This window comes from Achromobacter deleyi, from assembly GCF_013116765.2.
Classification (GTDB): domain Bacteria; phylum Pseudomonadota; class Gammaproteobacteria; order Burkholderiales; family Burkholderiaceae_B; genus Achromobacter; species Achromobacter deleyi_A.
Window position 1 is genome coordinate 4,947,710 of the sequence record NZ_CP074375.1, and the last position, 25,864, is coordinate 4,973,573.

General features: G+C 66.4%; 24 protein-coding genes. 17 read left to right on the forward strand and 7 right to left on the reverse strand.

Going from position 1 to position 25,864, the window contains the following annotated elements; genetic code table 11:
- The first annotated feature begins 33 nt into the window (after window positions 1-33).
- The 8 genes from HLG70_RS22390 (at window position 34) to clsB (ending at window position 9,667) form a co-directional block, all read left to right on the forward strand.
- Entirely contained in the window at window positions 34-1,956 is a 1,923-nt protein-coding gene (locus tag HLG70_RS22390; RefSeq protein ID WP_171667021.1) for an iron-containing redox enzyme family protein, read from the forward strand.
- Window positions 1,953-2,849, forward strand: a complete 897-nt coding sequence (locus HLG70_RS22395; protein ID WP_171667020.1) for a DUF6999 family protein — start codon at window positions 1,953-1,955, stop codon at window positions 2,847-2,849. Before HLG70_RS22390 ends, HLG70_RS22395 begins: the two co-directional genes overlap by 4 nt.
- 130 nt (window positions 2,850-2,979) lie before the next feature.
- On the forward strand, window positions 2,980-4,263 hold the full coding sequence (locus HLG70_RS22400) for a putative Na+/H+ antiporter (RefSeq protein ID WP_171667019.1): 1,284 nt from the start codon (window positions 2,980-2,982) through the stop codon (window positions 4,261-4,263).
- Window positions 4,264-4,470: 207 nt separating this feature from the next.
- The gene (locus HLG70_RS22405) at window positions 4,471-4,791 is read left to right on the forward strand and encodes an FmdB family zinc ribbon protein (protein WP_171667018.1); all 321 of its coding nucleotides are present in this window, start codon (window positions 4,471-4,473) and stop codon (window positions 4,789-4,791) included.
- Between the two features lie 16 nt (window positions 4,792-4,807).
- A complete protein-coding gene (locus HLG70_RS22410; protein WP_419144781.1) occupies window positions 4,808-5,473 on the forward strand; it encodes a DUF502 domain-containing protein in 666 nt (221 codons plus the stop codon).
- Window positions 5,474-5,513: 40 nt separating this feature from the next.
- Window positions 5,514-7,301: an aspartate--tRNA ligase gene (gene aspS, locus HLG70_RS22415; protein WP_171667016.1), complete on the forward strand. Its 1,788-nt coding sequence runs from the start codon at window positions 5,514-5,516 to the stop codon at window positions 7,299-7,301.
- A 291-nt stretch (window positions 7,302-7,592) separates the two neighbouring features.
- On the forward strand, window positions 7,593-8,459 hold the full coding sequence (locus HLG70_RS22420; RefSeq protein ID WP_171667015.1) for an endonuclease/exonuclease/phosphatase family protein: 867 nt from the start codon (window positions 7,593-7,595) through the stop codon (window positions 8,457-8,459).
- Window positions 8,456-9,667: a cardiolipin synthase ClsB gene (gene clsB, locus HLG70_RS22425; protein ID WP_171667014.1), complete on the forward strand. Its 1,212-nt coding sequence runs from the start codon at window positions 8,456-8,458 to the stop codon at window positions 9,665-9,667. Before HLG70_RS22420 ends, clsB begins: the two co-directional genes overlap by 4 nt.
- Before the next feature lie 10 nt (window positions 9,668-9,677).
- Here the strand turns inward: clsB and HLG70_RS22430 are convergent, their stop codons facing one another.
- The 4 genes from HLG70_RS22430 to pgi form a co-directional block, all read right to left on the reverse strand.
- Complete coding sequence (locus HLG70_RS22430) at window positions 9,678-10,547, reverse strand: DMT family transporter (protein ID WP_171667013.1); 870 nt, start codon at window positions 10,545-10,547, stop codon at window positions 9,678-9,680.
- Between the two features lie 21 nt (window positions 10,548-10,568).
- A complete protein-coding gene (locus HLG70_RS22435) occupies window positions 10,569-11,921 on the reverse strand; it encodes an MFS transporter (RefSeq protein ID WP_171667074.1) in 1,353 nt (450 codons plus the stop codon).
- Window positions 11,922-12,020: 99 nt separating this feature from the next.
- On the reverse strand, window positions 12,021-12,590 hold the full coding sequence (locus tag HLG70_RS22440) for an SRPBCC family protein (protein ID WP_171667012.1): 570 nt from the start codon (window positions 12,588-12,590) through the stop codon (window positions 12,021-12,023).
- Between the two features lie 107 nt (window positions 12,591-12,697).
- Complete coding sequence (gene pgi, locus HLG70_RS22445) at window positions 12,698-14,185, reverse strand: glucose-6-phosphate isomerase (RefSeq protein ID WP_234103166.1); 1,488 nt, start codon at window positions 14,183-14,185, stop codon at window positions 12,698-12,700.
- Window positions 14,186-14,517: 332 nt separating this feature from the next.
- On the opposite strand from pgi, the gene HLG70_RS22450 reads away from it, so the two are divergent.
- The 3 genes from HLG70_RS22450 (at window position 14,518) to HLG70_RS22460 (ending at window position 18,100) form a co-directional block, all read left to right on the forward strand.
- Entirely contained in the window at window positions 14,518-15,621 is a 1,104-nt protein-coding gene (locus HLG70_RS22450) for a glycosyltransferase family 4 protein (RefSeq protein WP_171667010.1), read from the forward strand.
- A 165-nt stretch (window positions 15,622-15,786) separates the two neighbouring features.
- The gene (gene waaC / locus HLG70_RS22455; protein WP_171667009.1) at window positions 15,787-16,824 is read left to right on the forward strand and encodes a lipopolysaccharide heptosyltransferase I; all 1,038 of its coding nucleotides are present in this window, start codon (window positions 15,787-15,789) and stop codon (window positions 16,822-16,824) included.
- A 1-nt stretch (window position 16,825) separates the two neighbouring features.
- Window positions 16,826-18,100 carry a 3-deoxy-D-manno-octulosonic acid transferase gene (locus tag HLG70_RS22460; protein ID WP_171667008.1) on the forward strand — a complete coding sequence of 425 codons (1,275 nt, stop codon included), beginning with the start codon at window positions 16,826-16,828 and terminating at the stop codon, window positions 18,098-18,100.
- Window positions 18,101-18,115: 15 nt separating this feature from the next.
- Here HLG70_RS22460 and HLG70_RS22465 read toward each other — a convergent pair whose 3' ends face one another.
- Genes HLG70_RS22465 through HLG70_RS22475 form a run of 3 tightly spaced genes read right to left on the reverse strand, consistent with a single transcriptional unit; the run spans window position 18,116 to window position 19,948 of the window.
- Entirely contained in the window at window positions 18,116-18,280 is a 165-nt protein-coding gene (locus HLG70_RS22465; protein ID WP_171667007.1) for a hypothetical protein, read from the reverse strand.
- A 13-nt stretch (window positions 18,281-18,293) separates the two neighbouring features.
- Complete coding sequence (locus HLG70_RS22470) at window positions 18,294-19,100, reverse strand: type III pantothenate kinase (protein ID WP_171667006.1); 807 nt, start codon at window positions 19,098-19,100, stop codon at window positions 18,294-18,296.
- Window positions 19,097-19,948 (reverse strand): biotin--[acetyl-CoA-carboxylase] ligase, encoded by an 852-nt coding sequence (locus tag HLG70_RS22475; protein WP_171667005.1) that lies wholly within the window; start codon window positions 19,946-19,948, stop codon window positions 19,097-19,099. The genes HLG70_RS22470 and HLG70_RS22475 overlap by 4 nt, the downstream gene beginning before the upstream one ends.
- 93 nt (window positions 19,949-20,041) lie before the next feature.
- On the opposite strand from HLG70_RS22475, the gene HLG70_RS22480 reads away from it, so the two are divergent.
- The 6 genes from HLG70_RS22480 to HLG70_RS22505 all read left to right on the forward strand — a co-directional run bounded on the left by HLG70_RS22480 (window position 20,042) and on the right by HLG70_RS22505 (window position 25,665).
- Window positions 20,042-21,172, forward strand: coding sequence for an MlaE family ABC transporter permease (locus HLG70_RS22480; protein WP_171667004.1), 1,131 nt, complete (start codon window positions 20,042-20,044; stop codon window positions 21,170-21,172).
- Window positions 21,172-22,011: an ABC transporter ATP-binding protein gene (locus HLG70_RS22485; protein ID WP_171667003.1), complete on the forward strand. Its 840-nt coding sequence runs from the start codon at window positions 21,172-21,174 to the stop codon at window positions 22,009-22,011. The genes HLG70_RS22480 and HLG70_RS22485 overlap by 1 nt, the downstream gene beginning before the upstream one ends.
- Window positions 21,998-22,954 (forward strand): MlaD family protein, encoded by a 957-nt coding sequence (locus tag HLG70_RS22490; RefSeq protein WP_171667002.1) that lies wholly within the window; start codon window positions 21,998-22,000, stop codon window positions 22,952-22,954. The genes HLG70_RS22485 and HLG70_RS22490 overlap by 14 nt, the downstream gene beginning before the upstream one ends.
- Window positions 22,951-23,562 (forward strand): ABC-type transport auxiliary lipoprotein family protein, encoded by a 612-nt coding sequence (locus HLG70_RS22495; RefSeq protein WP_171667001.1) that lies wholly within the window; start codon window positions 22,951-22,953, stop codon window positions 23,560-23,562. Before HLG70_RS22490 ends, HLG70_RS22495 begins: the two co-directional genes overlap by 4 nt.
- Window positions 23,563-23,595: 33 nt before the next feature.
- Complete coding sequence (locus HLG70_RS22500; RefSeq protein WP_171667000.1) at window positions 23,596-24,249, forward strand: alpha/beta hydrolase; 654 nt, start codon at window positions 23,596-23,598, stop codon at window positions 24,247-24,249.
- Between the two features lie 153 nt (window positions 24,250-24,402).
- Window positions 24,403-25,665, forward strand: a complete 1,263-nt coding sequence (locus HLG70_RS22505) for a D-alanyl-D-alanine carboxypeptidase family protein (RefSeq protein ID WP_171666999.1) — start codon at window positions 24,403-24,405, stop codon at window positions 25,663-25,665.
- Window positions 25,666-25,864: the final 199 nt, after the last annotated feature.

Genomic DNA, 25,864 nt, shown 5'->3' on the forward strand with positions numbered 1-25,864 from the left:
GCCGCATCCTCATACTCCCACTAGAGACCCGTCATGCCTATTGCGTTTCATCGTGTCTACCTGGAGAGCGCCGGCTATTTCATGCCGGGCGAGCCCGTGTCCAACGAAGCCATGGACAGCTACATCGCGCCGTTGAACCGCATGTCCAGCCGGATCAAGAGCCGCATCCTGGCCGAGAACGGGATCAAGCAACGCTACTACGCGATCGATCCCGAGGGCGCCACCGTGTTCTCCAACGCGCAGCTCGCGGCCAATGCGATCCGCGACTGCCTGCGGCGCCACGATACCGATCTGTCGGCCGTTTCCCTGCTGACCAGCGGATCCTCCGGCGGCGATGCGCTGATGCCGGGTTTCTCGAACATGATCCAGGGCGAGCTGGCCGCGCAGCCCATGGAAACCTTGTCGGTGCACGGCATCTGCGCGGCCGGCGTGTCGGCCATCCAGGTGGCCGCGCAGGGCGTGGAGATGGGCGGGCACGCCAGCGCCCTGGCCGTGGCCAGCGAGCTGCCATCGCGCCTGTTCAAGCGATCGCGCTTTGCCGCGCGCGGCTATGACGCCGATTTCGATGCGCACTTCCTGCGCTGGATGCTGTCGGACGGCGCCGGCGCGGTGCTGCTGGGCAATAGCGGACGGCCGTTGCCTGGCGCCTCGCAAGGCGTGCGCCTGCGCTTGAAATGGGTACACCAGCGCTCGTTTTCGGGCGACTATCCGGTGTGCATGCAGCTCGGCCTGTCGGCCGACCGGGGCAAGGGGCACCTGGACTATCCGTCCTGGAACGAGGCCGAGGCCGACGGCGCGCTGTCCCTGCGCCAGGACATCCGCCTGCTTCCTCATCTGTTCGATATTGGCATCCATGAGTACGCCAAGCTGGTGCGCGATGGCTGGGTGGACCCCGACCAGGTCGACCATTTCCTGTGCCACTACTCGTCCGAGAAGTTCATCCCGGTGGTGGAAGACCTGATGGAGAAGGCCGGTCTCGTGATTCCGCGCGAGCGCTGGTTCAGCAACCTGGCGTGGCGCGGCAACACGGGGGCGGCGTCCATCCTCATCATGCTGGCCGAGTTTCTGGAAACGCGTGAAGTCAAACCCGGCGAGCAGATCTTCTGCTACATCCCCGAATCCGGGCGCTTCATGGCGGCCTACATGCTGCTGGAGGCCGAAGCGGTCCATGCCAAGCCGGTCGCCGCCGGCGCGCCCGCCGTGGTTGCGCGCGACGACGTCGCGAGCGGCGATGCCGACGCGATCGCGCCGCCGCATGACCCGGACATGGCGCCGCAAGGCCTGGGGCAACTGCTGACCGAGCTGGCGGCGATCTGGCACGACTACCGGTCGCGCGTGTGGCGTACGCCGGTGGTGCGGCGCTTGCGCAACCGCCAGTTCGAGACGGCCGACTACCTGAACTGGATGGAGAACTGGATTCCGCAGGTACGCGAGGGCAGCAAATGGATGCGTGAAGGCGCGGCTTCGCTGTCCGCGCAGTACGCGCCGCTGGCGGCGCTGATCGACATGCACGCGGGCGAAGAGCAGAACGACTTCCAGATCCTCTTCCAGGACTATCGCAACGCCGGCGGCGCGGTGGACAGCATCGACGCCTTGCGCCGCAATCCTGGCGGCGAAGCGTTGAACGCCTATCTGCACGGTCTGGCCGCCACGCGCGATCCGATCGGCCTGCTGGGCGCGATCTACATCATCGAGGGCACGGGGCAGCGCATCGTGCCGGCGCTGCTGCCGCTGCTCAAGGCCAGCCTGAAGTTGCCACCCGATGCCTTCCGCTTCCTGGAGTACCACGGCCACAACGATGAACATCACCTGGCGCGATGGTTGTCCGCGGTCGAGCTGGCGCTGGATTGCGATGAGGACGGCCGCGCCGAGCAGCGCATCGTGGACACGGCGCGTCGCACGGCGGCGCTCTACCTGATGCAGTTTCATCACGTGATGGAGGGCGACGCGGCATGAACAAGGAACCTGACTTCCTTGCCAGGGAATATGACCCGGCGGATCCCAGTCCCTGGCTGGCGCTTTACCTGGATCGCAGCACGCCGTTGCCGGACAAGGTGAAGAAGGCATGGCTGACGGATTCAAGCTGCGCGTCGCGCCAGTACCTGCTGCCGTTCCTGCGTCCGCTGGCGCGTGCCTTCATCATCCTGATCCAGGTCATCAAGACTTTCCTGCCGCGCCGCTGGTCGCATTCCCGGTTGCTGCACCGCATCCTGGCCTGGGGCTTGAAGCGCTTCGTGTCGCCCGAGGCCAACTGGCTCATCCTGCGGCACTTCCACCTGGGCGCGCAGGCCCTGGCCTTCATCGCGGCCAACTCGCCGGTGCGTATCACCACCACGCCGCTCGAGCCGATGGAGATCGATGACCTGAAGGACGAACTCTTCGTCAAGCACGACCTGAACCTGTTCAACTTCGTCATCCGCCTGAACCAGGCGCTGCGCGACGCCGGCGTGGAGATGCATGCGCCGCAGCGGGTCGATTTTTCGATGATCCAGGACCCGCCGCTGAAGCTTGAAGACATGCCGCGCGGCAAGCTGAACTTCCTCGACCTGCAAAGCGCCATCGAACTGTTCACGCCGCTCTACCAGCTGATGCTGACCGACAACGACTTCTGGCGCGCGGCCAATTCGCTGCAGCTGGACGAGACCATCGGCATCTATGCCGCCAAGCTGCTGGGCGCGCCGCAGCATCTGATTCTGGTCAACAACAGCCACCCGCTGGTGCCGATGTCCACCTTGCGCGCGGGTTATCGCCTGGTGCTGCACGGCCTGTCCACCGAGATGCTGCACAGCCTGCTGATGGAGATGAAGGCGGCGCAGCAAGGCGGGGAGCCGCCGGCGCCAATCGCCTAGACAGGGCCGCCGGCTCAGTGTTGACCCTGCATTACAGGGGCCGCCCGCTGGGCTATATTTCGACGCTTGTCCGGCAAGCCCCGCCGGGCGGCGCACGCGCCGCTTGAATCCTTCTTCTGGAAGTCCTTTCATGCCCCAGACCCTTGAAGTCATCGCCACCGTTCTGTTCGCCGTGGCGGTCCTTCATACCTTTTCGGTTCCTTTCTTCGCGCGGCTCGCGCATCGTGGCGGACCGCATGCGGGGTTCTGGCATCTGTTCTCGGAGGTCGAGGCCGTCTTCGGCGTGTGGGCCTTCGCGCTGATCGTGACGATGGCGGCGCTGGCGGGGCCCTCGCAAGCCATCGATTACATGGACACGCGCAACTTCACGGAGCCGCTGTTCGTCTTCGCCATCATGGTGGTGGCTGCCAGCCGGCCGATCCTGGAGCTGGTGGGCCTGCTGGTGCGCATCGTGGCGCGCGCGCTGCCCCTGCCGCGCGAACTGTCCACCTTCTTCGTGGTGATGGCGCTGGTGCCGCTGGGCGGCTCGTTCATCACCGAGCCCGCCGCCATGACGCTGGCCGCCATCCTGCTGCGGGACGCCTACTTCCGCACCAGCGGCCGGGCGGGGTTCAAGTACCTGACCCTGGGCGTGCTGTTCGTGAACGTGTCGATCGGCGGGGTGCTGACGTCCTATGCCGCGCCGCCCGTGCTGATGGTGGCGACCACGTTTGGCTGGGACTCCACCTTCATGATGCAGCACTTCGGCTGGCGGGCCGCGGTGGCGGTCTGCCTGAACGCCGGCCTGTTGACCTTCATCTGCCGCAAGGCGCTGATGGAGCGCACGGTGGGCACGGGCGGCGGCGTGGATGGGCCCGAGGGCGCGGACAAGCGTCCGCCGGTGCCGGCGATCGTCGTGCTGGTGCACCTGGCTTTCCTGATCGCCGTGGTGCTGACCGCGCATCACCCGGCCATCTTCCTGGGCCTGCTGATGATGTTCATCGGGTTCTCGGAAGCCTATAAGCGGCACCAGAATCGCCTGATGATCAAGGAGGGCCTGATGGTGGGGTTCTTCCTGGCCGGGCTGGTGGTGCTGGGCGGATTGCAGAAATGGTGGCTGCAGGACTTGCTGGGCGGGCTGGAGCCGTTCGTGCTGTTCTGGGGCGCCACCGCGCTTACGGCCATCACCGACAACGCCGCGCTCACCTACCTGGGTTCGCTGGTGGAAGGCACCAACGAGGCCTGGCGCTATATGCTGGTGGCCGGGGCGGTGACCGGGGGCGGGCTGACCGTGATCGCCAATGCGCCCAATCCGGCGGGTTTCGCGATCCTGAAAAATCACTTTCCCGACGGCAGCATTTCGTCGGGCCGCCTGTTTCTGTCCGCGCTGGGGCCGACCCTGGTGGCGGCCGTGATGTTCCTGCTTCCCGTATAGGGGAAAACGCCTGCCGGGCCGGGGGAGCCACCCCCGGGGCGGCGGCTTGGGGCCGGCCCGCGGGGCCGGACACCGACGCTTCATGAAAAACCGCTAAAATTCAAGACTTTCCCGTATTTTTCCGGCCTTGCCCAGCCGCCGTCCCGGCCACTTCCGTGCGGCGACAGGCGGATTTTGATATGCCGGGCTTGCGCCTGGGAGCCCTCGATGCCCATCTACGCTTACAAATGCAGCGCCTGCGGTCATGCCAAAGACGTCTTGCAGAAGATTTCCGATGCGCCGCTTTCGGATTGCCCCGAATGCGGCCAAAGCACGTTTTCCAAGCAGGTGACCGCGGCTGGATTCCAGCTCAAGGGTTCCGGCTGGTATGTCACGGATTTCCGTGGCAATGGCAATGGCGGCGGCCAGGCCGCGGCGCCGGCAAGCGCTGCGGCGCCCGCTGAAAGCGCCGCGCCTGCCGCACCCGCCGCCGCTCCCGCCGCGCCGGCCGCCCCGGCGGCGTCCGCTGCCGGTAGCTCCGCTTCCTAGAGCGCACGCGATGCGGATGCGCGTCATCAAGAAGTATTTCATCACCGGCCTGCTGATCTGGGTTCCCCTGGTCATCACGGTGTGGGTACTGGGTTTGCTGGTCGCCACCCTGGAAGGGTTCGTGCCCGGCTTTCTGTCGTCCGAATCGCTGTTCGGCATCGATATTCCCGGTTTCCGCTTTGTCCTGGTCGTGGTGGTGGTGCTCTTGACGGGCGTGTTCGCGGCCAACCTGATTGGCCGCACCATGGTGGACCAGTGGGAAAACCTGCTGGGCCGCATTCCCCTGGTGCGATCCATCTACAACTCGGTCAAGCAGGTCAGCGATACCGTGCTTGCCCCGAACGGACAGGCGTTTCGCCGCGCGGTGCTGGTGCAGTATCCGCGGGCGGGCTCCTGGACCATTGCTTTTGTCACCGGCACGCCCAGCGGTGAAGTGGCCGACCACCTGCCGGGCGACCACATCAGCGTGTATGTGCCGACGACGCCGAATCCCACGTCCGGCTTTTTCCTGATGGTGCCTCGCGCCGACGCGATCGATCTTCAGATGAGCGTGGACGCGGCATTGAAGTACATCGTTTCCATGGGCGTTGTCGCCCCGGCCCTGGCGGCGACGCCCGCGGACCGGCCGGCCCCGCTCTCTCCGGCGCCTGGCGTGCAAGACGCGCCTCGCGCCGATTCGTAACCCTTACGCTCAAACTAAGCACACAACGGAGTCATCCCGCATGCGTACCTGCTACACCGGCCAGGTTTGCCGTGACCATCTCGGCCAGACCGTCACCCTGTACGGCTGGGTGAACCGCCGCCGCGACCACGGCGGGGTCATCTTCATCGACCTGCGCGACCGCGCGGGCCTGGCTCAGATCGTGTTCGATCCCGACAATGCCGCCTTCGCCACCGCCGAGCGCCTGCGCAACGAATTCTGCGTCCGCGTCACCGGCCTGGTGCGCGAGCGTCCGGCCGGCACGGCCAACACCGAGCTGGCTTCGGGCGAGATCGAAGTGCTCTGCAAGGAAGTCGAGATCCTGAACGCGTCGGTCACGCCGCCGTTCCAGCTGGATGACGACAACCTGTCGGAAACCACCCGCCTGACGCACCGCGTGCTGGACCTGCGCCGCCCGCAGATGCAGCGCAACCTGATGCTGCGCTATCGCGTGTCCATCGAAACGCGCAAGTTCCTGGACCAGCTGGGCTTCATCGACATCGAAACCCCCATGCTGGCCAAGAGCACGCCTGAAGGCGCGCGCGACTACCTGGTGCCTTCGCGCGTGAACGCCGGCCATTTCTTCGCGTTGCCGCAGTCGCCGCAGCTGTTCAAGCAGATGCTGATGGTCTCGGGCTTTGACCGCTACTACCAGATCACCAAGTGCTTCCGCGACGAAGACCTGCGCGCCGACCGTCAGCCGGAATTCACCCAGATCGATTGCGAAACCTCGTTCCTGAACGAATTCGAAATCCGTGAGATCTTCGAGAACCTGATCCGTCACGTCTTCAGCGTGGTGCAGGGCGTCGACCTGCCGTCGCCGTTCCCCATCATGCCCTGGACGGAAGCGATGCGCCGCTATGGCTCGGACAAGCCGGACCTGCGCGTGCAGCTGGAGTTCACCGACATGACCGACGTCATGCGCGATGTGGACTTCAAGGTGTTTGCCGCCGCCGCCACGGCGCCTGGCAGCCGCGTGGTCGCCTTGCGCGTGCCGGGCGGCGCCGAAATGTCGCGCAGCGAGATCGACGGCTACACGCAATTCGTCGGCATCTACGGCGCCAAGGGGTTGGCCTACATCAAGGTCAACGAGGTGGCCAAGGGCCGCGACGGCCTGCAATCGCCCATCGTCAAGAACCTGCACGACGCGGCGCTGGCTGAGCTGGTCAAGCGCACCGGCGCGCAAGACGGCGACATCATTTTCTTCGGCGCGGATCGCGAGAAGGTCGTCAACGACGCCATCGGCGCGTTGCGCGTGAAGATCGGCCACAGCGAATTCGGCAAGAAGACCGGCCTGTTCACGGCTGGCTGGAAGCCGCTGTGGGTGGTTGACTTCCCGATGTTCGAATACGACGAGGAAGACGGCCGCTACACCGCCGCTCACCACCCGTTCACCAGCCCGAAGGATGGCCACGAAGACTTCCTGGAGACCGATCCCAGCAAGGCGTTCGCCAAGGCCTACGACATGGTGCTGAACGGTTGGGAAATCGGCGGCGGCTCGGTCCGTATCCACCGCGAGGAAGTGCAGAGCAAGGTGTTCCGCGCGCTGAAGATCGGCGCCGAGGAAGCCCGCGAGAAGTTTGGCTACCTGCTGGACGCGCTGCAGTATGGCGCGCCTCCGCATGGCGGCATCGCTTTCGGCCTGGACCGCATCGTCACGATGATGACCGGCGCCGAATCGATACGCGACGTGATCGCCTTCCCGAAGACGCAGCGCGCCCAGGATCTGCTGACGCAAGCGCCGTCGGAAGTCGACGAAAAGCAATTGCGCGAACTGCACATCCGGTTGCGCAACGTCGAGCCGAAGTAAGCCAACCCGGAAGCGCCTTCGGCGCTTCCCCCCAGACGGGCCCTCCTCAAGGGGGCCCGCTGGCGGACCGGCAGGGCCGGCTCGGCGGCGGTGCGCGCTGTGGCGGCCCGGGCCTGCGCAGTGGCTCAGCGCTTGGATGCGCGGGTTTCGCGGGACGCGGATTCGGGAATGGGGCCCTGAAATGGAGTAATCTGGCAAACGTCGCCATGTCTGGCGGTGCATGGTCAGCGTATCCCTTCCCGGGCTGGCGCGGCCAGCGATTTCTCTGCTTTGAAAGGCGCCATTGCTTCCATGTCGCTCATCCGAGTCGTCAGCTACAACATTCACAAGGGCCGTTCGGCACTGGGCCGGCGCGACTCCCTGAATGAACTTCGCCTGGGCCTGTATGGCCTGCGCCCCGACCTGGTCTTCCTGCAGGAGGTCCAGGGCCGCAACGAGCAGAAATCGCTGCTCGACGCCCAGCACGAATCCCTCGCCGCGGCGTTGCGACTGGACGTGGCCTATGGCCGCAACGCGATCCGCCATGCGACGGACCACGGCAATGCGCTGCTGTCGCGCTTTCCCATTCTTGACCACGAAAACCTGGATATCTCCGATCACCGGCTGGAGCAACGCGGCCTGCTGCATGCGCGCGTCGAACTTGGCGACCGGGCGGTGCATTGCTTCGTGGTCCACCTGGGCCTGTTTGCCGGCAGCCGGAGTCGCCAGATCCTGGCGCTGACCGAACGCATCAAGCGCATGGTGCCGGATGGCGAGCCCATCCTGATCGCCGGCGACTTCAATGACTGGAATGACCGCCTGGCGCCCATGTTCGTGCAACAGCTGGGTTTGTACGAAGTGTTCTCACATGCCCCACGCAGTCACGGCGGCGACCTGCCGCGGCTGCGCGATTCGGTCAAGCGCCTGAGCAACGCCCTGCGTGGCCTGCCCAACAGCGGCGTCTCGGTCATGGAGCGCAACAATCAGCTGGGCATGGACGGCAGCTCGCGCCTGCTGCTGCCGCCGCCGCGCACCTTTCCCGCCGTTTTCCCATGGTTTCGCCTGGACCGCATCTACCAGCGCGGCTTTGCCGTGCGCAGCGCGCGCGTGCTGCGCGGCCGCGAATGGGCCAAGCTGTCCGACCACTCTCCTCTGGTGGCGGAGCTGGAACTACCGTGAAGGCAGAGCAGGACAGGCTGGAGTGGGCGCAGGGCAACGATATCCGCTTGCTTCAGAACGGCGCCGATTTTTTCCCCGCGCTGTGCGCGGCGATCGATGCCGCCGAAGTCAGCGTGCATCTGGAAACCTATATCTTCATGGTGGACCGGACCGGCACGCGGGTGCTGGAATGCCTGGCTGCGGCCGCCAGCCGCGGCGTCAAGGTGCGTGTGGTGCTGGATGGTTTTGGCAGCGCCTTGAACGTCGAGCAGGTTCGCACGGCGCTGACCAACGCCGGTGCACAGTGCCGCGTTTTCCGGCCCGAACCGCGCTGGTTCGCGCGCTTCATTCCGTCTCGCAGCCGCTTGCGGCGCCTGCACCGCAAGGTTACGGTGGTGGATGGCCGGGTCGCCTTCATCGGCGGCATCAACATTATCGACGACTATGACGACCTGGATCCCACCGACGGCATATCCGCGCCGCGCTTCGATTTTGCCGTGCAGGTGGAAGGCCCGCTGGTCACCCAGGCGGCTTATGCGCAGGAACTGCTGTGGGTGCGCCTGAACTGGGCGCGCCTTCGACGGCATCCCCGCGACTGGAACCGCATGCGGCTGCTCAAGCCGCGCCATGCGTCGGTGGCGCCTTGCGGAGCCCTGCGTGCGGCGCTGGTGCTGCGCGACAATCTGCGCTTTCGTCAGACGTTCGAGCGCGCGTATCTGTTCGGCATCTCGCAGGCGCGGCGCGACATCCTGATCGCAAACGCGTATTTCTTCCCTGGCCGCCAGTTCCGCCGCGCGCTGGCGAAGGCCGCGGCGCGCGGGGTCCGCGTGCGTTTGCTGCTGCAGGGCAAGGTCGAATACCGCATGCAGTACCACGCCACGCGTTCGCTGTATGACCAGCTGCTGCGCGACGGCATCGAGATCTACGAATACATGCCGAGCTATCTGCACGCTAAGGTGGCCGTGATAGATAACGTGGCCACGGTGGGCTCGTCCAACCTGGACCCCTTCAGCCTGCTGCTGGCGCGCGAGGCCAACGTCGTCGTGGACGATCAGCCCTTTGCCTGGGATCTGCAGGAGCGCCTGGAGACGGCCATCCGCGAAGGCGGGCGCTTCATCCGGCCGCTGGAGTATCAGCGCCGCGGTTGGCTGCGGCGCTGGGTGGATGCGGCCTCCTATACGCTGCTGCGGATCGGCGTGGCCCTTACGGGGACGTCGGACAAGTATTGAACGCGGGGGTTCAGGCGCGCGGCTTGAGCAGGCCCAGCGCCAACGCGGTCCCGATCAGGATGATGGCGGCGCCGACCGCGATGGACGGCGTGACGGACTCGTCCAGCAGCCATGCACCCCACACCACTCCAAATATCGGCACCAGGAACGTCACGCTGACAGCGGCGGTTGGCCCGACATTGGCGATCAGGCGGAAGAAAATGATGTACGCCGCGCCGGTGCAGACGACGGCCAGCAGGATCGTCGAGGTCCAGGCCGCGGCTGATGCCGGCGCCTCGGGCCAGGCCGGGATCGCCAGGGGCAGCAGCACGAGCGATGCGGCGATCATGCTGCCGGTGGCGCAGGCCAGGGCATCCACGCCCGTCAGGAAACGCTTGGTCCAGTTGGCCGCAATGCCGTAGAAGACGGGGGCGGATATGGCGGCCAGCACCGCTGGCCCTGTGCCGCCGGCCTGGAAGTTCAGCTTGTCCCACACCAGCACGACAATGCCCACCAACCCGATCAGCAGGCCCAGCGAGCGCGTCCAGGGCAATTTGTCCTTGAGCCACAGCCAGCCGACCACCGCGCCCCATACGGGCGTCACGGCATTGGCCACCGACAGGAAGCCGGCGCCCAGCGATTGGGCGGCGTAGGCGTACAGCAGGAAGGGTACGGCGGCATTGAGCGTGCCAACCACCAGCAGCGCTTTCCAGTGGCGGGCGATCAGCGGCAGCTTGCCCCGCCACATCGCGGCGGGCAGCAGGAACAGGGCCGCCAGGCCCACGCGCAGTTCGATCAGTGCGATCGGACCGAAATCCTTGACCGCCACGCGCATGAATAGAAAGGAGCCGCCCCAGACGGCAGCCAGGAGCAGCAGGTCCAGCAAGTTGCGTTGACGCATGAGTTGTCTCTGGTGTGTGTCTTACTTCCGGTTCGTGACCAGATTCTTCATCTTGACTCGATGCGCCAGCAGCGCGCAGGCCAGGGACAGGACAATACACAGGACCAGCCCGGTGCGCACTCCGTTTAGTACCGTGCTGTGGGAAATCAGGATGCCGACCACGGCGGTGCCCAGGGCGCTGCCGATGGCGCGCGTGGTCTGCACCAGCGCCGACGCCACGCCTACGTCGCGGCGTTCGCTCAGCATTTGCATGAAGAGCGTCAGGTTGGGCAGGAGAAAGCCCAGCGCGCAGCCGTTGACGAAGAAAGCGCCGAGTATCCACCAGGCCGAAGTGCCCGGTGAAATCAGCAGCACCATCAGCGAGCCTGCCCCTAGCAGCACCGCGCCAAATACCATCAGCCGCTGGGGCTCGGTCTGTTTGGGAAACAGACGGCCGTTGATGATGCTGCCCACCGAGATCGCGGCGACCAGCGGCGTCAGCAACAGACCGGCCTCGCTGGGGGTGTAGCCCAGCACTTGCTGCAGCAGCAGCGGGCTATAGAAGATCAGGATGAACATCACCGCGCCCACCATCATCGCGGCCAGGTTCAACAGGCGCGATTCTGCTCCAGACAGCACGCGCAGTGGAAAGATGGGTGACTTTACGCGACGTTCGGTAGGAATCAGGATGGCGATTGCGGCCACGCCGACCACCGCCAGCGTCAGGCCCAGCAAGGGATGCGCGTGATCGCCGCTGGCAAAAGCCAGTTCGAGGGCAGCCAGCGGCGCGCCCACGGCCAGCACCAGCAGGATGGCGCCCACCCAGTCGATCTTGCGGCTGCCGTCATGGATGGGGCGGATGCGGGGGAAATAGCGCGCCAGCAGGAAGAACGAGCCGGCGGCCGCGATGGGAGAAATGAAGAACGCCGCGCGCCAACCCAGCGCCTGCGTGGCGGCGCCGCCCAGCACCGGGCCGATGCCGCTGGCCATGGCGAATGCCGCCGACACCAGCGCCATCCACCTTACCCGTTGCTTGGCGTCGGGAAACAGGTCGGCGGGCGCCGCGAACGCGGTGGCGATCATCATGCCGCCGCCCACGCCCTGCAAAGTGCGGAACACGATCAGCTGGGTCATGGACTGCGCCAGGCCACAGGCGATCGAGCCCAGCGCGATGATCAGGACCGACACCAGCATCAGGGGCTTGCGGCCGAACATATCGCCCAGCCGGCCGAAGATCAGGATGGACGCCGCCGTGGCCAGAAGGTAGCCCGTTCCGACCCAGGCATAGAGCGCCATCCCGTCCAGCGCCTCGGCCACGCGGGGCAGCGTGGTGCTGATGATGGTGGAGTCCAGCGCGGCCAGCACCACGGTTGCCGATACCCCGGCCATCGCCATCAACAGATCCCGGCGAGAGCGGGTGGGATCGGCGGCAGGCTGGGGAGGTGGCGGCGGCGGAGTCATGCCGCCAAGGATATCACCGGCGCCCTAGGGTTTTCACTTGTAGAACGTGTGATAGCCCCAGAAAACCGCGATCACCAGCAGCACAAGCATCCATGACCAGCGTGAATTCGACAGGCCGCGGGGCTCGGGCTCCGGAGGAGGGGGCGGGGGCGCGATGCGCGGCTGCGCAGCCATGTGGTCAATGAAGGCGGTAAAGAACTTCTCGATGATCTTCTCGCCCGCTTTCAGAAGCAGGCCCTCTCCGCATTCGGCCAGTTTTCCGCCCGCCATGCCGGCTACGGTGTAGGCCACCCGCGTGCCTTCGTCCTTGGTGGTGAGATTGATCTGGGCCGTGCCGATTGCGAGGCAGGCGGCGCGGCCCTTGCCTTCGAACACCAGGGTGCAGCTGTCGGGGGCGTTGACATCGGAGAGCAGGATTTCACCCTCGTAGTCGGTATCTATGCCGGCGATCTTGGCCCGCAGGGTGACGGCGTACTCCGTCTGGCTGCGCATTGCCACTTCCACGCAGCCCGGGATGCATTTCTGCAGCACTCTCGGGTCGGTCAACGCATCCCAGGTCTGGTGTTGCGTCGAAGGAATCCATTGGGCATCGGCAATGCGCATGGCTGTCTCCTTTTAGAAGCGCTATGAATGCATTCTGTTCCCAAATGGCATGTTTGGCTATCTCTGCGCGGAGCAGTCCGGCCCCGGCTGGCCGGGGCGCAGTCGTCTCACTGGCCCTGTCTGTCGTCCGTCAGGACGGAGATCCAGTGCCGCGTCGAGAGGTCGTGCGTTGCCGCCAGCGGTTCGCCATGCAGCTCTTGCAGGATGCCGCTGGCCATCTTTTTGCCAGCTTCGACGCCCCATTGATCGAAGGGATTGATTCCCCAGATCAGGGCCTGGACGAAGATCTTGTGTTCGTAGAGCGCCAGCAGGGCGCCCAGCGCATAGGGCGTCAGACGCGGCAGCACGATCAGGGTCGATGGCCGGCCGCCCCGGTGATGGCGGTGGCGGGCCAGCCATTGGGCGTCGCTTTCCGACATGCCCTGCGCCAGCAGGGCGGCGTAATCTGCTTCAAATGAGGTACCGCGCAGCAGCGTCTGCCGTTGCGCCAGGCAATTGGCCAGCAGCATGGCGTGTTCCTCGACCCATTGGTGGTCCGCCTCGCGGCACATAATGAAGTCCACGGCGGCGCCGTCCGTGCCCTGGTGCAGCCATTGAAAGAACGTGTGCTGCCCGTCCGTGCCGGGCATGCCCCAGACGGAAGGCCCGGTCGGCACGCCAACGGGGTGTCCGGCGAGGTCCACGGACTTGCCCAGCGATTCCATGTCGAGCTGCTGCAGATAGGGCGCCAGATACTGCAGGCGGGCGTCGTACGCGGCGATGCTGAGCGAGCCATAGCCCAGCACGCTGCGATTGGCTATGCCGGCAAGAGCCAGCTGCACGGGTGCGTTCCCGGCAATGTCCGCCTCTTCGAAATGCGCATCCATGGCGGCGGCGCCGGCGCGGATGCCCTCGATCACCTCCAGGCCGACTGCCAGCGCCACGGGCAGCCCGACCGCCGACCACAGCGAATAGCGGCCGCCCACCCAATCCCAGAACTGGAAGATCTGGGAGCCAGGAATTCCGAGCTTGGCGGCGGCGGCCGGCCGGGCCGTGATGGCGACGACCTGCTCGTATGGACGGTCTATTCCCGCATCGGCCAGCCACTGGACGGCGCGCTTCAGGTTGGCCAGGGTTTCCGTCGTGGTGAAGGACTTGGAAGTCACCACGATCAGGGTTTCCCTGGGATCCATTCCCAGGATCGCGTTCTCGATGGCGTGTCCGTCTATGTTGGCGACGAACTTCAGCACCCGGCGCGCGCCGTTGCCGCCACAGGCGTCCGCTGCCAGCCGGACGCCCCAGTCGCTGCCTCCGATCCCGATATGGATGACGGCCTTCCATTTGTCTTGCGCGTCGGCCTCTTGCACGAAATCGCGCACGCGTTGATGCTCCCGTGCAACGGCTTCGATCGGCTCAGGCGCCCGCAGCATGGTGTGCCAGGCGGCCCGGTCTTCAGTCAGATTGACGTGCTCGCCCGCGAGGAGCGCTTTGCGGGCACGGTCGAAGCCACGGGCGTCCAGCAAAGCTGCGGCTGCCTGGCGGGCGGCGGGCGAATCGACCTGCGCGCTGAGATCGATGGTGAGTCCGGCCGCTTGCACAAGGTGTAGCGCATCCATGCAAAACGATGCGTCTTGGACTGCTTTGGAATATGCCTTCCATTCAGGAAGCTGCGGCAGGCTAGTGTGTTCAGCGGGTTTGAAAGATTGCATATTTTCGAGAATACGTCTTGATACTGTGAATGTAGTGCCCAGCCCGGCCCGGATTCGGGCCGGTGGTTTCCCGCCTTCGCGCAAGCCAGGAGTTTAGCCGTTCGCATCGCATTGATGGAGGCCCTTTTTATTTTGCAAGGCTCGTTTCTATTCTTTTTCAAACTAGCTGGCGTTGTGTTCATGCATATCGGCGTCTGACGCTACAATCGCGCCAATTCCCCACCTGGCGCATTTTTTCCATGCTGTACGTTCTTGTAGCGTTTCTGGTTTCGCTCATCTCCACCTTGCTGATCGTGCGCTACCGCTCTTGGCATGATGGCCTGACGGCTGATCATGATTTGGAAGGTGTGCAAAAGTATCATTCGGCGCCGGTGCCGCGCATCGGCGGTTTGTCGTTGCTGGTGGCATTGGGCGTCACGTGCGCGGTGGTCGCAGTGCGGGAACCCGACGTGCTGCCGAATATGGTGTTGCTCCTGGCGGCGGGCATGCCCGCTTTTCTGGGCGGCTTCGCGGAAGACCTCACAAAGCAGGTGCGGGTATTGGTGCGGCTGGGCCTCGCGATTCTTTCCGGGGCGGCCGCTTATTATCTTTTGGGCGCGGCAGTGACGCGTGTCGACATTATCGGTGTTGATTGGCTGTTGCAGTTTGGCGTCGTCTCCCTGGTATTTACATCGGTGGCTATTGGCGGTGCGGCCAACGCCATAAATATCATCGACGGATATAACGGCCTGGCGGCGGTGGTGTCCGCCATGATATTGGCCGGATTTGCCTATGTGTCGTTTTATCTCGGTGATCGTTTTCTTTTGATTGTTGCCTTGAGCACCTTGGGCGCAGTCATCGGATTCCTGGTTTGGAATTATCCGCACGGGCATATATTCCTTGGCGATGGCGGAGCCTATTTTCTGGGGTTCATCATTGGCGAGCTGTCCGTGCTGATGCTGGCCCGGCATCCCGAGGTCTCCGCCTGGTTTCCGCTGCTGCTGTGCATCTATCCCGTCTTCGAAACGCTTTTTTCCATCTATCGGAAGAAATGGCTGCGAGGCCGTTCGCCAGGCGCGCCGGACGGGGTGCATCTGCATATGCTGATCTATAAGCGCCTGGTCCGCTGGGCCATCGGTTCGCGTGAAATGCGGCACCAGACGCAGCGCAATTCCATGACCTCTCCGTATTTGTGGCTGCTGTCGTCGCTGGCGGTTATCCCGGCAGTGCTGTTTTGGCAGCAGCCTTACCTGCTGATGTTGTTTACGGGAATATTCTCCACGACCTATGTGGTGCTCTATCGCCGGCTGGTCTTGTTCCGAATGCCGAAATGGATGATCGTCAAGAAAAAGAAGCGCCAGTGATTCCTGCGCCGCCACGATAGGAACCAATTCCACCCTGCCTTACGGGCTGTCTGCGGGCTGCCCCGGTTTCGCTGTACTGGCCATTGTTGTTGTACAGTTCGGGCTGCGTTGAACGGCGCCCGCCAGCATCGGATCGAGGGCGGCGCCAAGCACGAATCCTTGCTCATGCCCACACGAATTCTCATTGTTCGCACGTCCTCCCTGGGCGACCTCGTTCACATGCTGCCGGCGATCACGGATATCGCCCGGCATGTGCCCGACGCCCAGATAGACTGGGTCGTCGAAGAGGCATTCGCCGAGATCCCTTCCTGGCACCCTGCGGTAAACGAAATCATCAAGGTCGCGCATCGCCGCTGGCGCAAGTCCTGGTGGTCCGCCCAGGTGCGGGCGGAACGGCGTGCCCTGCGCGAGCGCCTGCGCTCGGTGCAGTACGACGTGGTCCTGGATATGCAGGCCTTGTTGAAGTCCGCATGGCTGGTGCGCCAGGCGCGCGGCGTGCGGCACGGCCTGGATTGGCGTTCGGCGCGCGAGCCGCTGGCATCGCTCTTCTATAACGTGCGCCACCGCGTGGAATTCTGGCAGCCCGCAGTGATACGCCAGCGCAAGCTGGCGGGCCTGACCTTCGGCTATCAGCATGCCGGCCTGCCGGACTTTGGCTTGCAGGCCTTTGCCCGCCAGGCGACGCAGGCTTCCGAGCCCACGCTGGAAGTGGGCAGCGCCGGCCTGAATACCAACGAACTTCCGCGCCTTCATCATCTGGATACCGACCGTGGCTACGCGGTGATCATGCCGTCGGCCAGCCGCAACGACAAGCTGTGGCCCGAAGAGGACTGGCGCGTGGTCTTTCGACGCCTGCGCGAAGCCGGCTGCACGCTCAAGCTGCTGGCGGGCAATGACCAGGAGGCCGAGCGGGCGAGCCTGCTCGTGGCGGGTATGGACGGAGCCGAGGTGATGCCCCGCATGGACCTGAGTTCGGTCGCGCGCCTCTTGGCCGGCTCCCGCCTGATGGTGGGCCTGGACAGCGGCCTGACGCACCTGTCCGCGGCGCTGGGCCGTCCTACCATCGGCATTTACCGAGCCTCTACCCCCGTGAGAACCCCGCTGGTCGGTTCGAACTACACCGCCAGCCTGGGCGACCGGGGCGCCTCGCCGTCGCGAGAGGCGGTGATGGCCTCGGTGGAGCAGGCGCTGGCCGCCCAGTGACATGAATCGCGGCGTCTACACTCTGGCGCTCAGAGCGTTGGCGCCGCTGGTCTGGCTGTGGATGGCCCGCCGCGCCAGGCGCGCGGGAGGCCAATGGGAGATATTCTCCCCGGAACGCTTCGGTCGCGCCTCATCCCCTGCTTGCACGCCGCTGACGGCGCCCGTCTGGGTCCATGCCGTCAGTCTGGGCGAGACGCGCGCCACGCAGCCGCTGCTGCAGGCGCTGCTGGACCGCGGCTTGCCGGTGCTGCTGACGCACATGACGGCGACCGGCCGCGCGGAGGGCGCTCGCCTGTTCAAGGACGCCATGGCCCGGGGCCAGCTGCGCCAGGCCTGGCTGCCCTATGATTTCCCCGGCGCGACCCGCCGATTCATGGCGATCAACAAGCCGCGTTGCGGTTTGTTGATAGAACGCGAGATCTGGCCCAATCTGCTGGCCGCCGCCCGCCGCGCCAAGGTACCCATGGCCCTGGTCAGTGCGCGTTATTCCGCGTCATCCCTGCGCCAGGCGGGCTGGATGGGCAGCGTGATGCGCGAAGCCCTGGCTGGGCTGGACGCGGTGCTGGCGCAAACGGCAGAGGACGCCGCGCGGCTGGCGCAGGCTGGCGCGCCCGCGCCTGTCGTGACGGGCAACCTGAAGTTCGATCTGGTCCTGCCGGCGCCGCAGGTGCAGGCGGGGCAGGCGTGGCGCGGACAGCTGGGAAGACGGGTGGTCGCGGTCGCCAGCACGCGTGAGGGGGAAGACGGTCCTTTCATCGACGCCATCAAGCGCCATGCCGGCACGCCCGGCGCGCCCCTGTTCCTGCTGATCCCCCGCCATCCCCAACGTTTTGAGGAAGCTGCCCGCCTGTTGTCGGACGCCGGCCTGCCGTTCGCCAGACGGTCGGAGGGCACCGAGCCCGGGCCGGATACGGCGGTGCTGCTGGGCGACACGCTGGGCGAGATGGCGTTTTATTACGCTGCCTCGGATGTGGCGATCGTGGCGGGCAGCTTTGCGCCCTTGGGCGGGCAGAACCTGATCGAGGCCTGCGCGGCGGGCGTGCCGGTCATCGTCGGTCCGCATACGTTCAATTTCAAGCAGGCGGCGCAAGATGCGATAGACGCGGGCGCTGCGCTGCGGGCGCCCGACGCGGCGCAGGCGGTCGATATCGCGATGGCGCTGCTGGCCGACGACGCGCGGCGCCAGCATGCCAGCCGGGCGGCGCGGACCTGGTTCGATATGCATGCCGGAGCGACCCGGCGAACGCTGGGCGCATTGGAGTCCTGGCTGGACTGATCGCCAGGGCAGCCGCTAGGGGGCCTTGCGCGGTACCAGCGTCACGGCCTGGGGGTTGAGCTCCTGACTGAAGCGGCGCGTGTCGCGTCCCTCGTCCTCGGGGCGGGCCCCAAGCCAGCCCTGGCCCAGCGCGTAGGCGCCCAGGTTCGCCAGCAGGATCAGGATGAAGAGCACTCGCATGCGCGGCCCTCGCTCAGGCGTTGGCGTCCAGGGTGGCGCGCGCTACCGCAGCCAGTCCATCCAGGACGGGGTGGTCCAGGTATATCGGCACCGGCGCGGCGCCAAAGGCTCCGCCCGCATCCGCCAGCAATCGTTCGATTTCCTGATGCACTTCCGGCCAGCCGCCGCCCGCCGCATATATTTGCGGGGCCTGGCCGTAGCGTTGGCGACCAGCGAGCCATTGGCGCACGACGGCGCCGGCCTGGGCCGCGGCGATTCCCGAAGCAATGGCTTCGTGTGTATCCGTGGGGTAGGGCACGACCTGGCCGTCGGCGATCGGCAGGTTGGCGGTGCCATGGGCCAGCGCGTGGCGCATCATGGCCGGACCGGGCAGGATCAGCCCGCCGACGAAGACGTTGTCCGGACCCACGGTGTCGATGGTGGTGGCGGTGCCGAAGCTGGCCAGCACAAAGGGCGGATGGGTGCCGGGCAGGCGCGACAGCACGCCCAGCAGCGAGGCCCAGCGGTCCGCGCCCAACTGGGTGGGCGTGCGGTAACTGTTGACCAGACCCAGCGTCGTGGCTTGCGGCAGCGACCAGGTCACCGCGCAGCCGTGCTTTTGCAGGATGGCCGCGATGGCCGCCCCGCGGGCCGCGCCGGCCACGTTCACGCCCAGTCCGCGCAATGGCGGGCGCGGCAGTGCGGCCAGCCAGCCGTCCAGCGCGTCAAGGTCCAGGCCATCGAAGGCGACCGCCGCCGGCTCGCGCGGCATGTCCGGATTGCTGGCGTCCAGCCAACCCACTTTGAGACGGCTGTTGCCGGAGTCGATGAGAATAATCATGCTTGGCGTCGAATCGAAATTTCACCGACCGAGATCGGTGTGGCGCCCTGGGGCGTTTGCACCAGCAGGCGGCCTTGCTCGTCCACGCCGCAGGCGGTGCCGCTGAGAAGGATAGCGCCCTTGTCCAGCACATTCACCTTGCGGCCCGCCAGCGCGTCCACCTGGTCAAAGCGCTGCCTGAATGCGCCAAAGCCGTCGCGCTCTAGCGCCTGGACCGCTTCGTGCCACGCCGTGGCGCTGGCGCAGACCAGGTCGGCGGCAAGGGCGGCATGAGCGGAGTGGGCCTGCACCTGGGTCCAATCGGCCACTTCGCGGCCCAGCGCAAGCGACAGCTCGGCGGCGCCGCTCAGGTTCACGCCCATGCCGATCACCACGGTGTAACCGGCTTCGCGGCCGCCGGGATTGCGGGTGGTCTCCACCAGGACACCCGCCAGCTTGGCGTCCTGCCACTGCACGTCGTTGGGCCACTTCATGCACAGCCCCCGCGCGTCGCGGCCCGCGACGGCGCGCAGCGCTTCGCAGGCGGCCACGCCGGCCAGCGGCGAGAGCGCCGGCAATTGCGTGGCGGGCAGGTGCACGTCGAACGCGCAGGAAAACATCAGCGTGGAACCCACGCGGTTCTGCCAGGGGCGGCCGGCGCGGCCGCGGCCCGTTTCCTGCAAATGCGTGCCCAGCAGCCAGGGTTTTCCGGCGCTCGCGCCCGAACGGGCGCGGGCCAGCAGGTCAGCGTTGGTCGACCCGGTGCTGCCTGTCCAGGCAATGTCTTGGAAAGCGGGCAGGCGCGTGCCGAGCGTCCGGGCTAGGGTTTCCGGGGCGGGCAGGTCGATGGGGCAGACTTGAGCGGGCATGGCGGCGATTGTAGGGCACGCGGACTATGCTCGCGGTCGTCATGCCGCTGCGTATATGATTGGCGATACATTTTGCATCGGTATCCCGACGTCATGCCGCATTCCGCGTTACTTGCGACCACCGCCGCCCCTTTCCGCCACGAAGGCGGGGTATGCCATGTGGGCGGCGATTGGAGCGTCCTGGCCCTGGCCGAGGCGGGCGAGGTCGAACGCAGGCAGTCGGCGCTGGCGCGGGCGTCCAAGGACGGGGCCCGCTGGGATCTGCATGCCATCAGCAGGCTGGACACGATCGGCGCCCTGCTCATCTGGCAGGCCTGGGGCGAAAGGCTGCCCGAACGGGTGCGCTGGGCCGCCGGGCAGCAGGACGTGTTCAACGCGCTGGCGATGAACAAAGGCGAGGCCCAGGCCGCGGCGCCCAAGGCCGAAACCTGGGGTTGGGTGCGCGCCGTGGGCGCCGCCGTCCTCCGGGGCGCCGAAAATGGCCGCGCCCTGCTGATCATGCTCGGCCAGCTGATTCTGGACGTGGGCGCGATGCTGCGCCGGCCGCGGCTGGGGCCGTGGCGCGAGATTTCCGCGCAGGTATACCGTACCGGCGCGCAGGCGCTGGGCATCACCGCGCTGGTGGGTTTCCTGATCGGCGTGGTGCTGTCCTATCTGTCGGCGCAGCAGCTTCAGATGATCGGAGCCGACCGCTTCATCGTGCGCCTGCTGGGCGTGTCGATCGTGCGCGAACTCGGACCGGTGCTGGCAGCCATCCTGGTGGCGGGACGGTCCGGTTCGGCCATCACGGCGCAGATCGGCGTAATGCGGGTGACGCAGGAACTGGACGCCATGCTGGTCATGGGCATTTCGCACGGGCAGCGGCTGATACTGCCGCGCGTGGTGGCGCTTGCCGTGACCATGCCGCTCCTGGTGCTGTGGACCAGCGCCATGGCGCTCCTGGGCGGCATGCTGGCCGCGCAGGCGCAGCTCGGGGTGTCGGCGCAATGGTTCCTGCAGTCGCTGCCGGACGCCATTTCCCTGACCAACTACTGGATCGGCATGATGAAGGGCGTGACGTTCGGCATCCTGATCGCGCTCATCGCCTGCCATTTCGGCCTGCGCATCCAGCCCAACACCGAAAGCCTTGGGCGCGGCACCACCACGTCGGTCGTGACTTCCATTACCGGCGTGATCCTGCTGGACGCGGTGTATGCCGTGATCTTCAGCTCGGTGGGCATCTGATGGACGGCGCCGCCCAGCACCGGCTGTTCACCGAAGACGGCGTCACGGTCGAGCCCGTCATCACCGTGCGCGGCCTGCGCACCGCCTTTGGCGACCACGTCGTGCACGAGAACCTGGACCTGACCGTGTTTCCGGGCGAGATCCTGGTGCTGGTGGGCGGCTCGGGCACGGGCAAGACCGTGCTGCTGCGCCAGATCATCGGGCTGGACGTGCCCGCGGCGGGCACGGTGAAGGTGCTGGGGCATGCGCTGTCCGAGCTCACGGCTGGAGAACGCCGCCGCCTGTCATACCGCTGGGGCATGCTGTTCCAGGCCGGGGCGCTGTTCTCGGCGCTGTCGGTGTTCGACAATGTGGCGTTGCCCTTGCGGGAATTGCGCACGGTGCCCGAGGACCTGGTGCGCGACGTCGTCATGTGCCGGCTGGCCATGGTGGGCCTGTCCTCGCGCGACGCGGACAAGCGCCCCGCGGACCTGTCTGGCGGCATGGTCAAGCGCGTGGCGCTGGCGCGCGCGCTGTCGCTGGACCCGGAACTCCTGTTCCTGGACGAGCCCACGGCTGGCCTGGATCCCTTGCGGTCCGATGAATTCGTGGACCTGGTGCGCAGTCTGCACCGGCAGTTGGGTTTTACCGTCGTCATGGTGACGCACGATCTGGACACGCTGCTGGCGTTGGCCACGCGTGTCGCCGTGCTGGCGGACAAGCGGGTGATCATTTGCGACACGGTGCCTGAAGTCCTGAAGGTTGATCACCCGTTCATTCACACATTCTTCCTGGGCGAACGCGGTCTGCGCGCACTGGGGGATCTGGCGCCGAAGGGAATGCATCATGGAAAACCGTAGTCATGCGCTCATGGCCGGTATCTTCACGCTGGTCTTGCTGGCCGCCGCGACCTTGACGGCCATCTGGATCGGCCGCGACCGGACTCAGCTGAAACCTTACGAAATCATCTCCGCCACCGCGGTCACCGGCCTGAATCCGCAATCGGCGGTGCGCTACCAGGGGGTGCCCGTCGGCCGCGTGCAGTCGCTCGCGCTGAATCCGGACAAGCCGGGCCAGGTGCGCATCCGCATCGGCGTGGCGCCGAATACGCCGATCACCGAATCCACCTGGGCCGAACTGGGCGTGCAGGGCGTGACCGGCATGGCCAACGTGGACTTGCGCGACGACGGCACTTCGCTCAAGCGCCTGGCGTCCTCGGCCGAGCATCCCGCCGCCATCCCGTTGCGCCCCGGGTTCCTGGACCGCATCGAGCAGCGCGGCGACAAGCTGATCACCAACGTCGAGGTCGCCACCGAGCAATTGCGGCGCGTGCTGAGCGAACAGAACGTGCAGGCGCTGACCGCCAGCCTGCAAAACGCCACCGACATCACGCAGTCCCTGAAAGAGGCCAGCCGCGATCTGGCGCCCACCTTGACCAAGCTGGGTCCTCTGCTGGAGTCGCTGGGCAACACCTCGCGCCAGGCGGACCGCGCCGCGCGCGAGGTGGCCGACCTGGCCCAGCAGGCCCGCCAGTCGCTGGCGCGGCTGAACGCGCCCGACGGCGCCCTGGCCAGCGCCACGCGCAGTCTCAACGATATCGCCCTGGCCGCCGCGCGGCTGGACGGCGAAACCCTGCCGGCGATCACCGGCATGGCGACCAGCGTCAGCGCCGCCGCGCGCGGCGCGGCCGTTACCCTGCGTCGTGTCGACAGCACGCCGCAATCCTTCTTGTTCGGTCCCGCGCCCGTCGCGCCGGGACCCGGCGAACCCGGCTTTGCCGGATTCGGGAGACAGCCCAAATGAAGATGCGCAGCGCCGTTCTGATCCTGACCCTGGCCCTGGCGGGCTGCGGCATAGGCCGCGTTGGCGCACCGCCCACGGTGTTCGACCTGGGGCTGGACGCCCGCCCCGTGCCCGCCTTGCCGGCGCGCGAGCCGATCGCGCTGACGTTCCAGGCCGCGCCCAACCTGTCCGATACCAGCATGACCTGGCGGGTGGGCGACAGCGCCGCGCCCAAGTCCTATGCGACCTATCGCTGGGCTTCCGCGCCGGCGGAACTGGTGCGTCAACGCATTGCCGACCGCCTGTCGCGCCAGGGTCCGGTGCTGAATGATCGCGTCAACCTGCAGACACCCCAGTTGCAGGTGTCGCTGACGCAGTTCGAGCAGGTGTTCACCGAGGACGGCCAGTCCGCCCAGGGGCGCATCCTGTTGCAGGCGGTGTTGCTGGAGGGCCGCGCCGTGGTGGGCCAGAAGCGCATCCTGGTGCAGGCGCCCGCGCCCACCCTGGATGCCGAAGGCGGCGTGGCGGCGCTGCGACAGGCCAGCGACGAAGCCGCCGACCAGCTGGCGCAATGGCTGGCAACCACCCTGAGGCCGGCGACGACGCCCGTCGCCAGGCCAGGCGGTTAACATCGTTCCCTTTTCCGCACGCTGAGTCACGCCATGTCCGCACGTACCGAAACCCACGCATTCGTCGGCGCTGCCGGCCGCATCGATTGCGCCATCGACTGGCCCGGCGGCACGCCACGGGGCTGGGCCCTGGTGCTGCATCCGCATCCGCTGCAGGGCGGCGCGCGCGAAAACAAGGTGGTCACGACCCTGTCGCGCGCCTGCGTGCAGCACGGCCTGGTGGCCGTGCGCCCCAATTTCCGCGGCGTCGGCCAGTCGGAAGGGGTGTTCGACAAGTCCGTGGGCGAAACCCAGGACATGCTGGCCGTGGTGGCGCAAATGCGCGAGCTGTATCCCGAACTGGCCCGGGCGCCGTGGGTGCTGTCGGGCTTTTCCTTCGGCACCGCGGTCGCCGCGCAAACCTACGCCGCGCTGGCGGAACAGGGCGACACGGTCCTGCCCGCGGCCCTGATGCTGATGGGGCCGGCCGTGAACCGCTTCCAGTCGCACGAAGTGCAGGTGCCCGACGACACACTCATGGTGCACGGCGAAGAAGACGAAGTCGTGCCGCTGTCCGAGGCCATGGACTGGGCGCGTCCGCGCTCGATCCCGGTGGTCGTGGTGCCGGGCGCATCGCACTTTTTCCACGGAAAGCTGCTGGTGCTGCGCCAGCTGGTGCAGGCGCGCTTGAAGGTGGCGCTGGACTGAGCCTGCGTTGCGGCGGGGCCGCAGGTTGCATCAGGTTGCATGTTTTAAGCGCCCCGGGAACCCCGCGCGGGGCAGAGGGGTCTTATCGACTGCCTATAATTGTCGACCACTTGCCCCGCGCCGGCGGGCGTCATTCCTGGACCCACGTTGCCGATGAAGAATTTGCCTTACTCCGCTCAATCCCCCGTTGTCTTTACCCGCCGCCTGTTGTCTGGCGCGGTGCTGTCGGCGATGCTCGCAGCCTCGATGCCGGTCTGGGCGCAACAGGCCCCCGCCGCCGCGCCCGCCGCGACCGGCGCCGCGGCGCCGGCTCCGACGGCCACGGGCGCGGTGCCTGTCGGTGACGTGTCGGCCGTGCCGGCGCCCACCATCGCGGCCAAGGCATGGATCGTGATTGACGTGAACAGCGGCCAGACGCTGGCCGCGTCCAACCCCGACTCCAAGGTCGAGCCGGCCTCGCTGACCAAGATCATGACGGCCTACGTCGTGTTCAATGCACTGGAAGAAAAGCGCCTGACGCTGGAGCAGACCGTGCCCGTGTCCGAGCACGCCTGGCGTACCGGCGGTTCGCGCATGTTCATCGAACCCCGCAAGCCGGTCACGGTGGACGAACTGAACCAGGGCATGATCGTGCAGTCGGGCAACGATGCATCCGTGGCGCTGGCCGAGGCCGTGGGCGGCAGCGAAAGCGCCTTTGCCTCGCTGATGAACCAGGAAGCCGAGCGCCTGGGCATGAAGAACACGCACTTCATGAACGCAACCGGCCTGCCGGATCCGCAGCACACGACGTCCACCCGCGATCTGGCCACGCTGTCTTCGCACCTGATCACGGATCATCCGGACTTCTTCCACTACTACAAGCAGAAGAGCTACACCTACAACAAGATCACGCAGCCCAACCGCAACCGCCTGCTGTGGGCCGATCCGTCGGTGGACGGCATGAAGACGGGCCACACCGATTCGGCCGGCTACTGCCTGGTGTCGACCGCGGTGCGCGGTGACCGCCGGATTCTGGTGGTCGTGGTGGGGACGGACAGCGAAGCCACGCGCGCTGAAGAAAGCCTGAAGCTGCTGAACTGGAGCTTCCAGAACTTCGACACCGTGAAGCTGTTCGACAAGAGCCAGCCCGGCATCGACGCCCGCGTCTGGGAAGGCACGGCCGAAAACGTCAAGCTGGGCCCGCCCAATCCGGTGTCCATCGCGGTGCCGCGCGGCAAGGCCGGCGAGCTCAAGCCGGTGGCCCAACGCACCGATCCGCTGATCGCCCCGCTGGCCAAGGGTCAGCAGGTCGGCACGCTGCAATTCACCCTGGATGGCAAGGTGTTGCGCACCGAGCCGCTGGTGGTGCAGGACGCCGTGGAGCGCGCGGGCTTCTTCGGCCGCATGGTCGACACCGTCAAGCGCTGGTTCCAGTAAGCGCAAGCGCCGCGGCTGCGGCCGCGGGTGTAAGCTAGCAGCGGGCGTTTCGTGCGCGAAACGCCCGTTTTGTATTCATGGGGGCGGGCCGGGTGGTCCGTCCTTATCCTTTTTGACGCCGGGCCGTCCCAAGAAAAATTACTCCCTTGGGGGGCAGCAAGCACGCATGGCATGCGCGGCGTAGGGGTAGTTTTTTTTA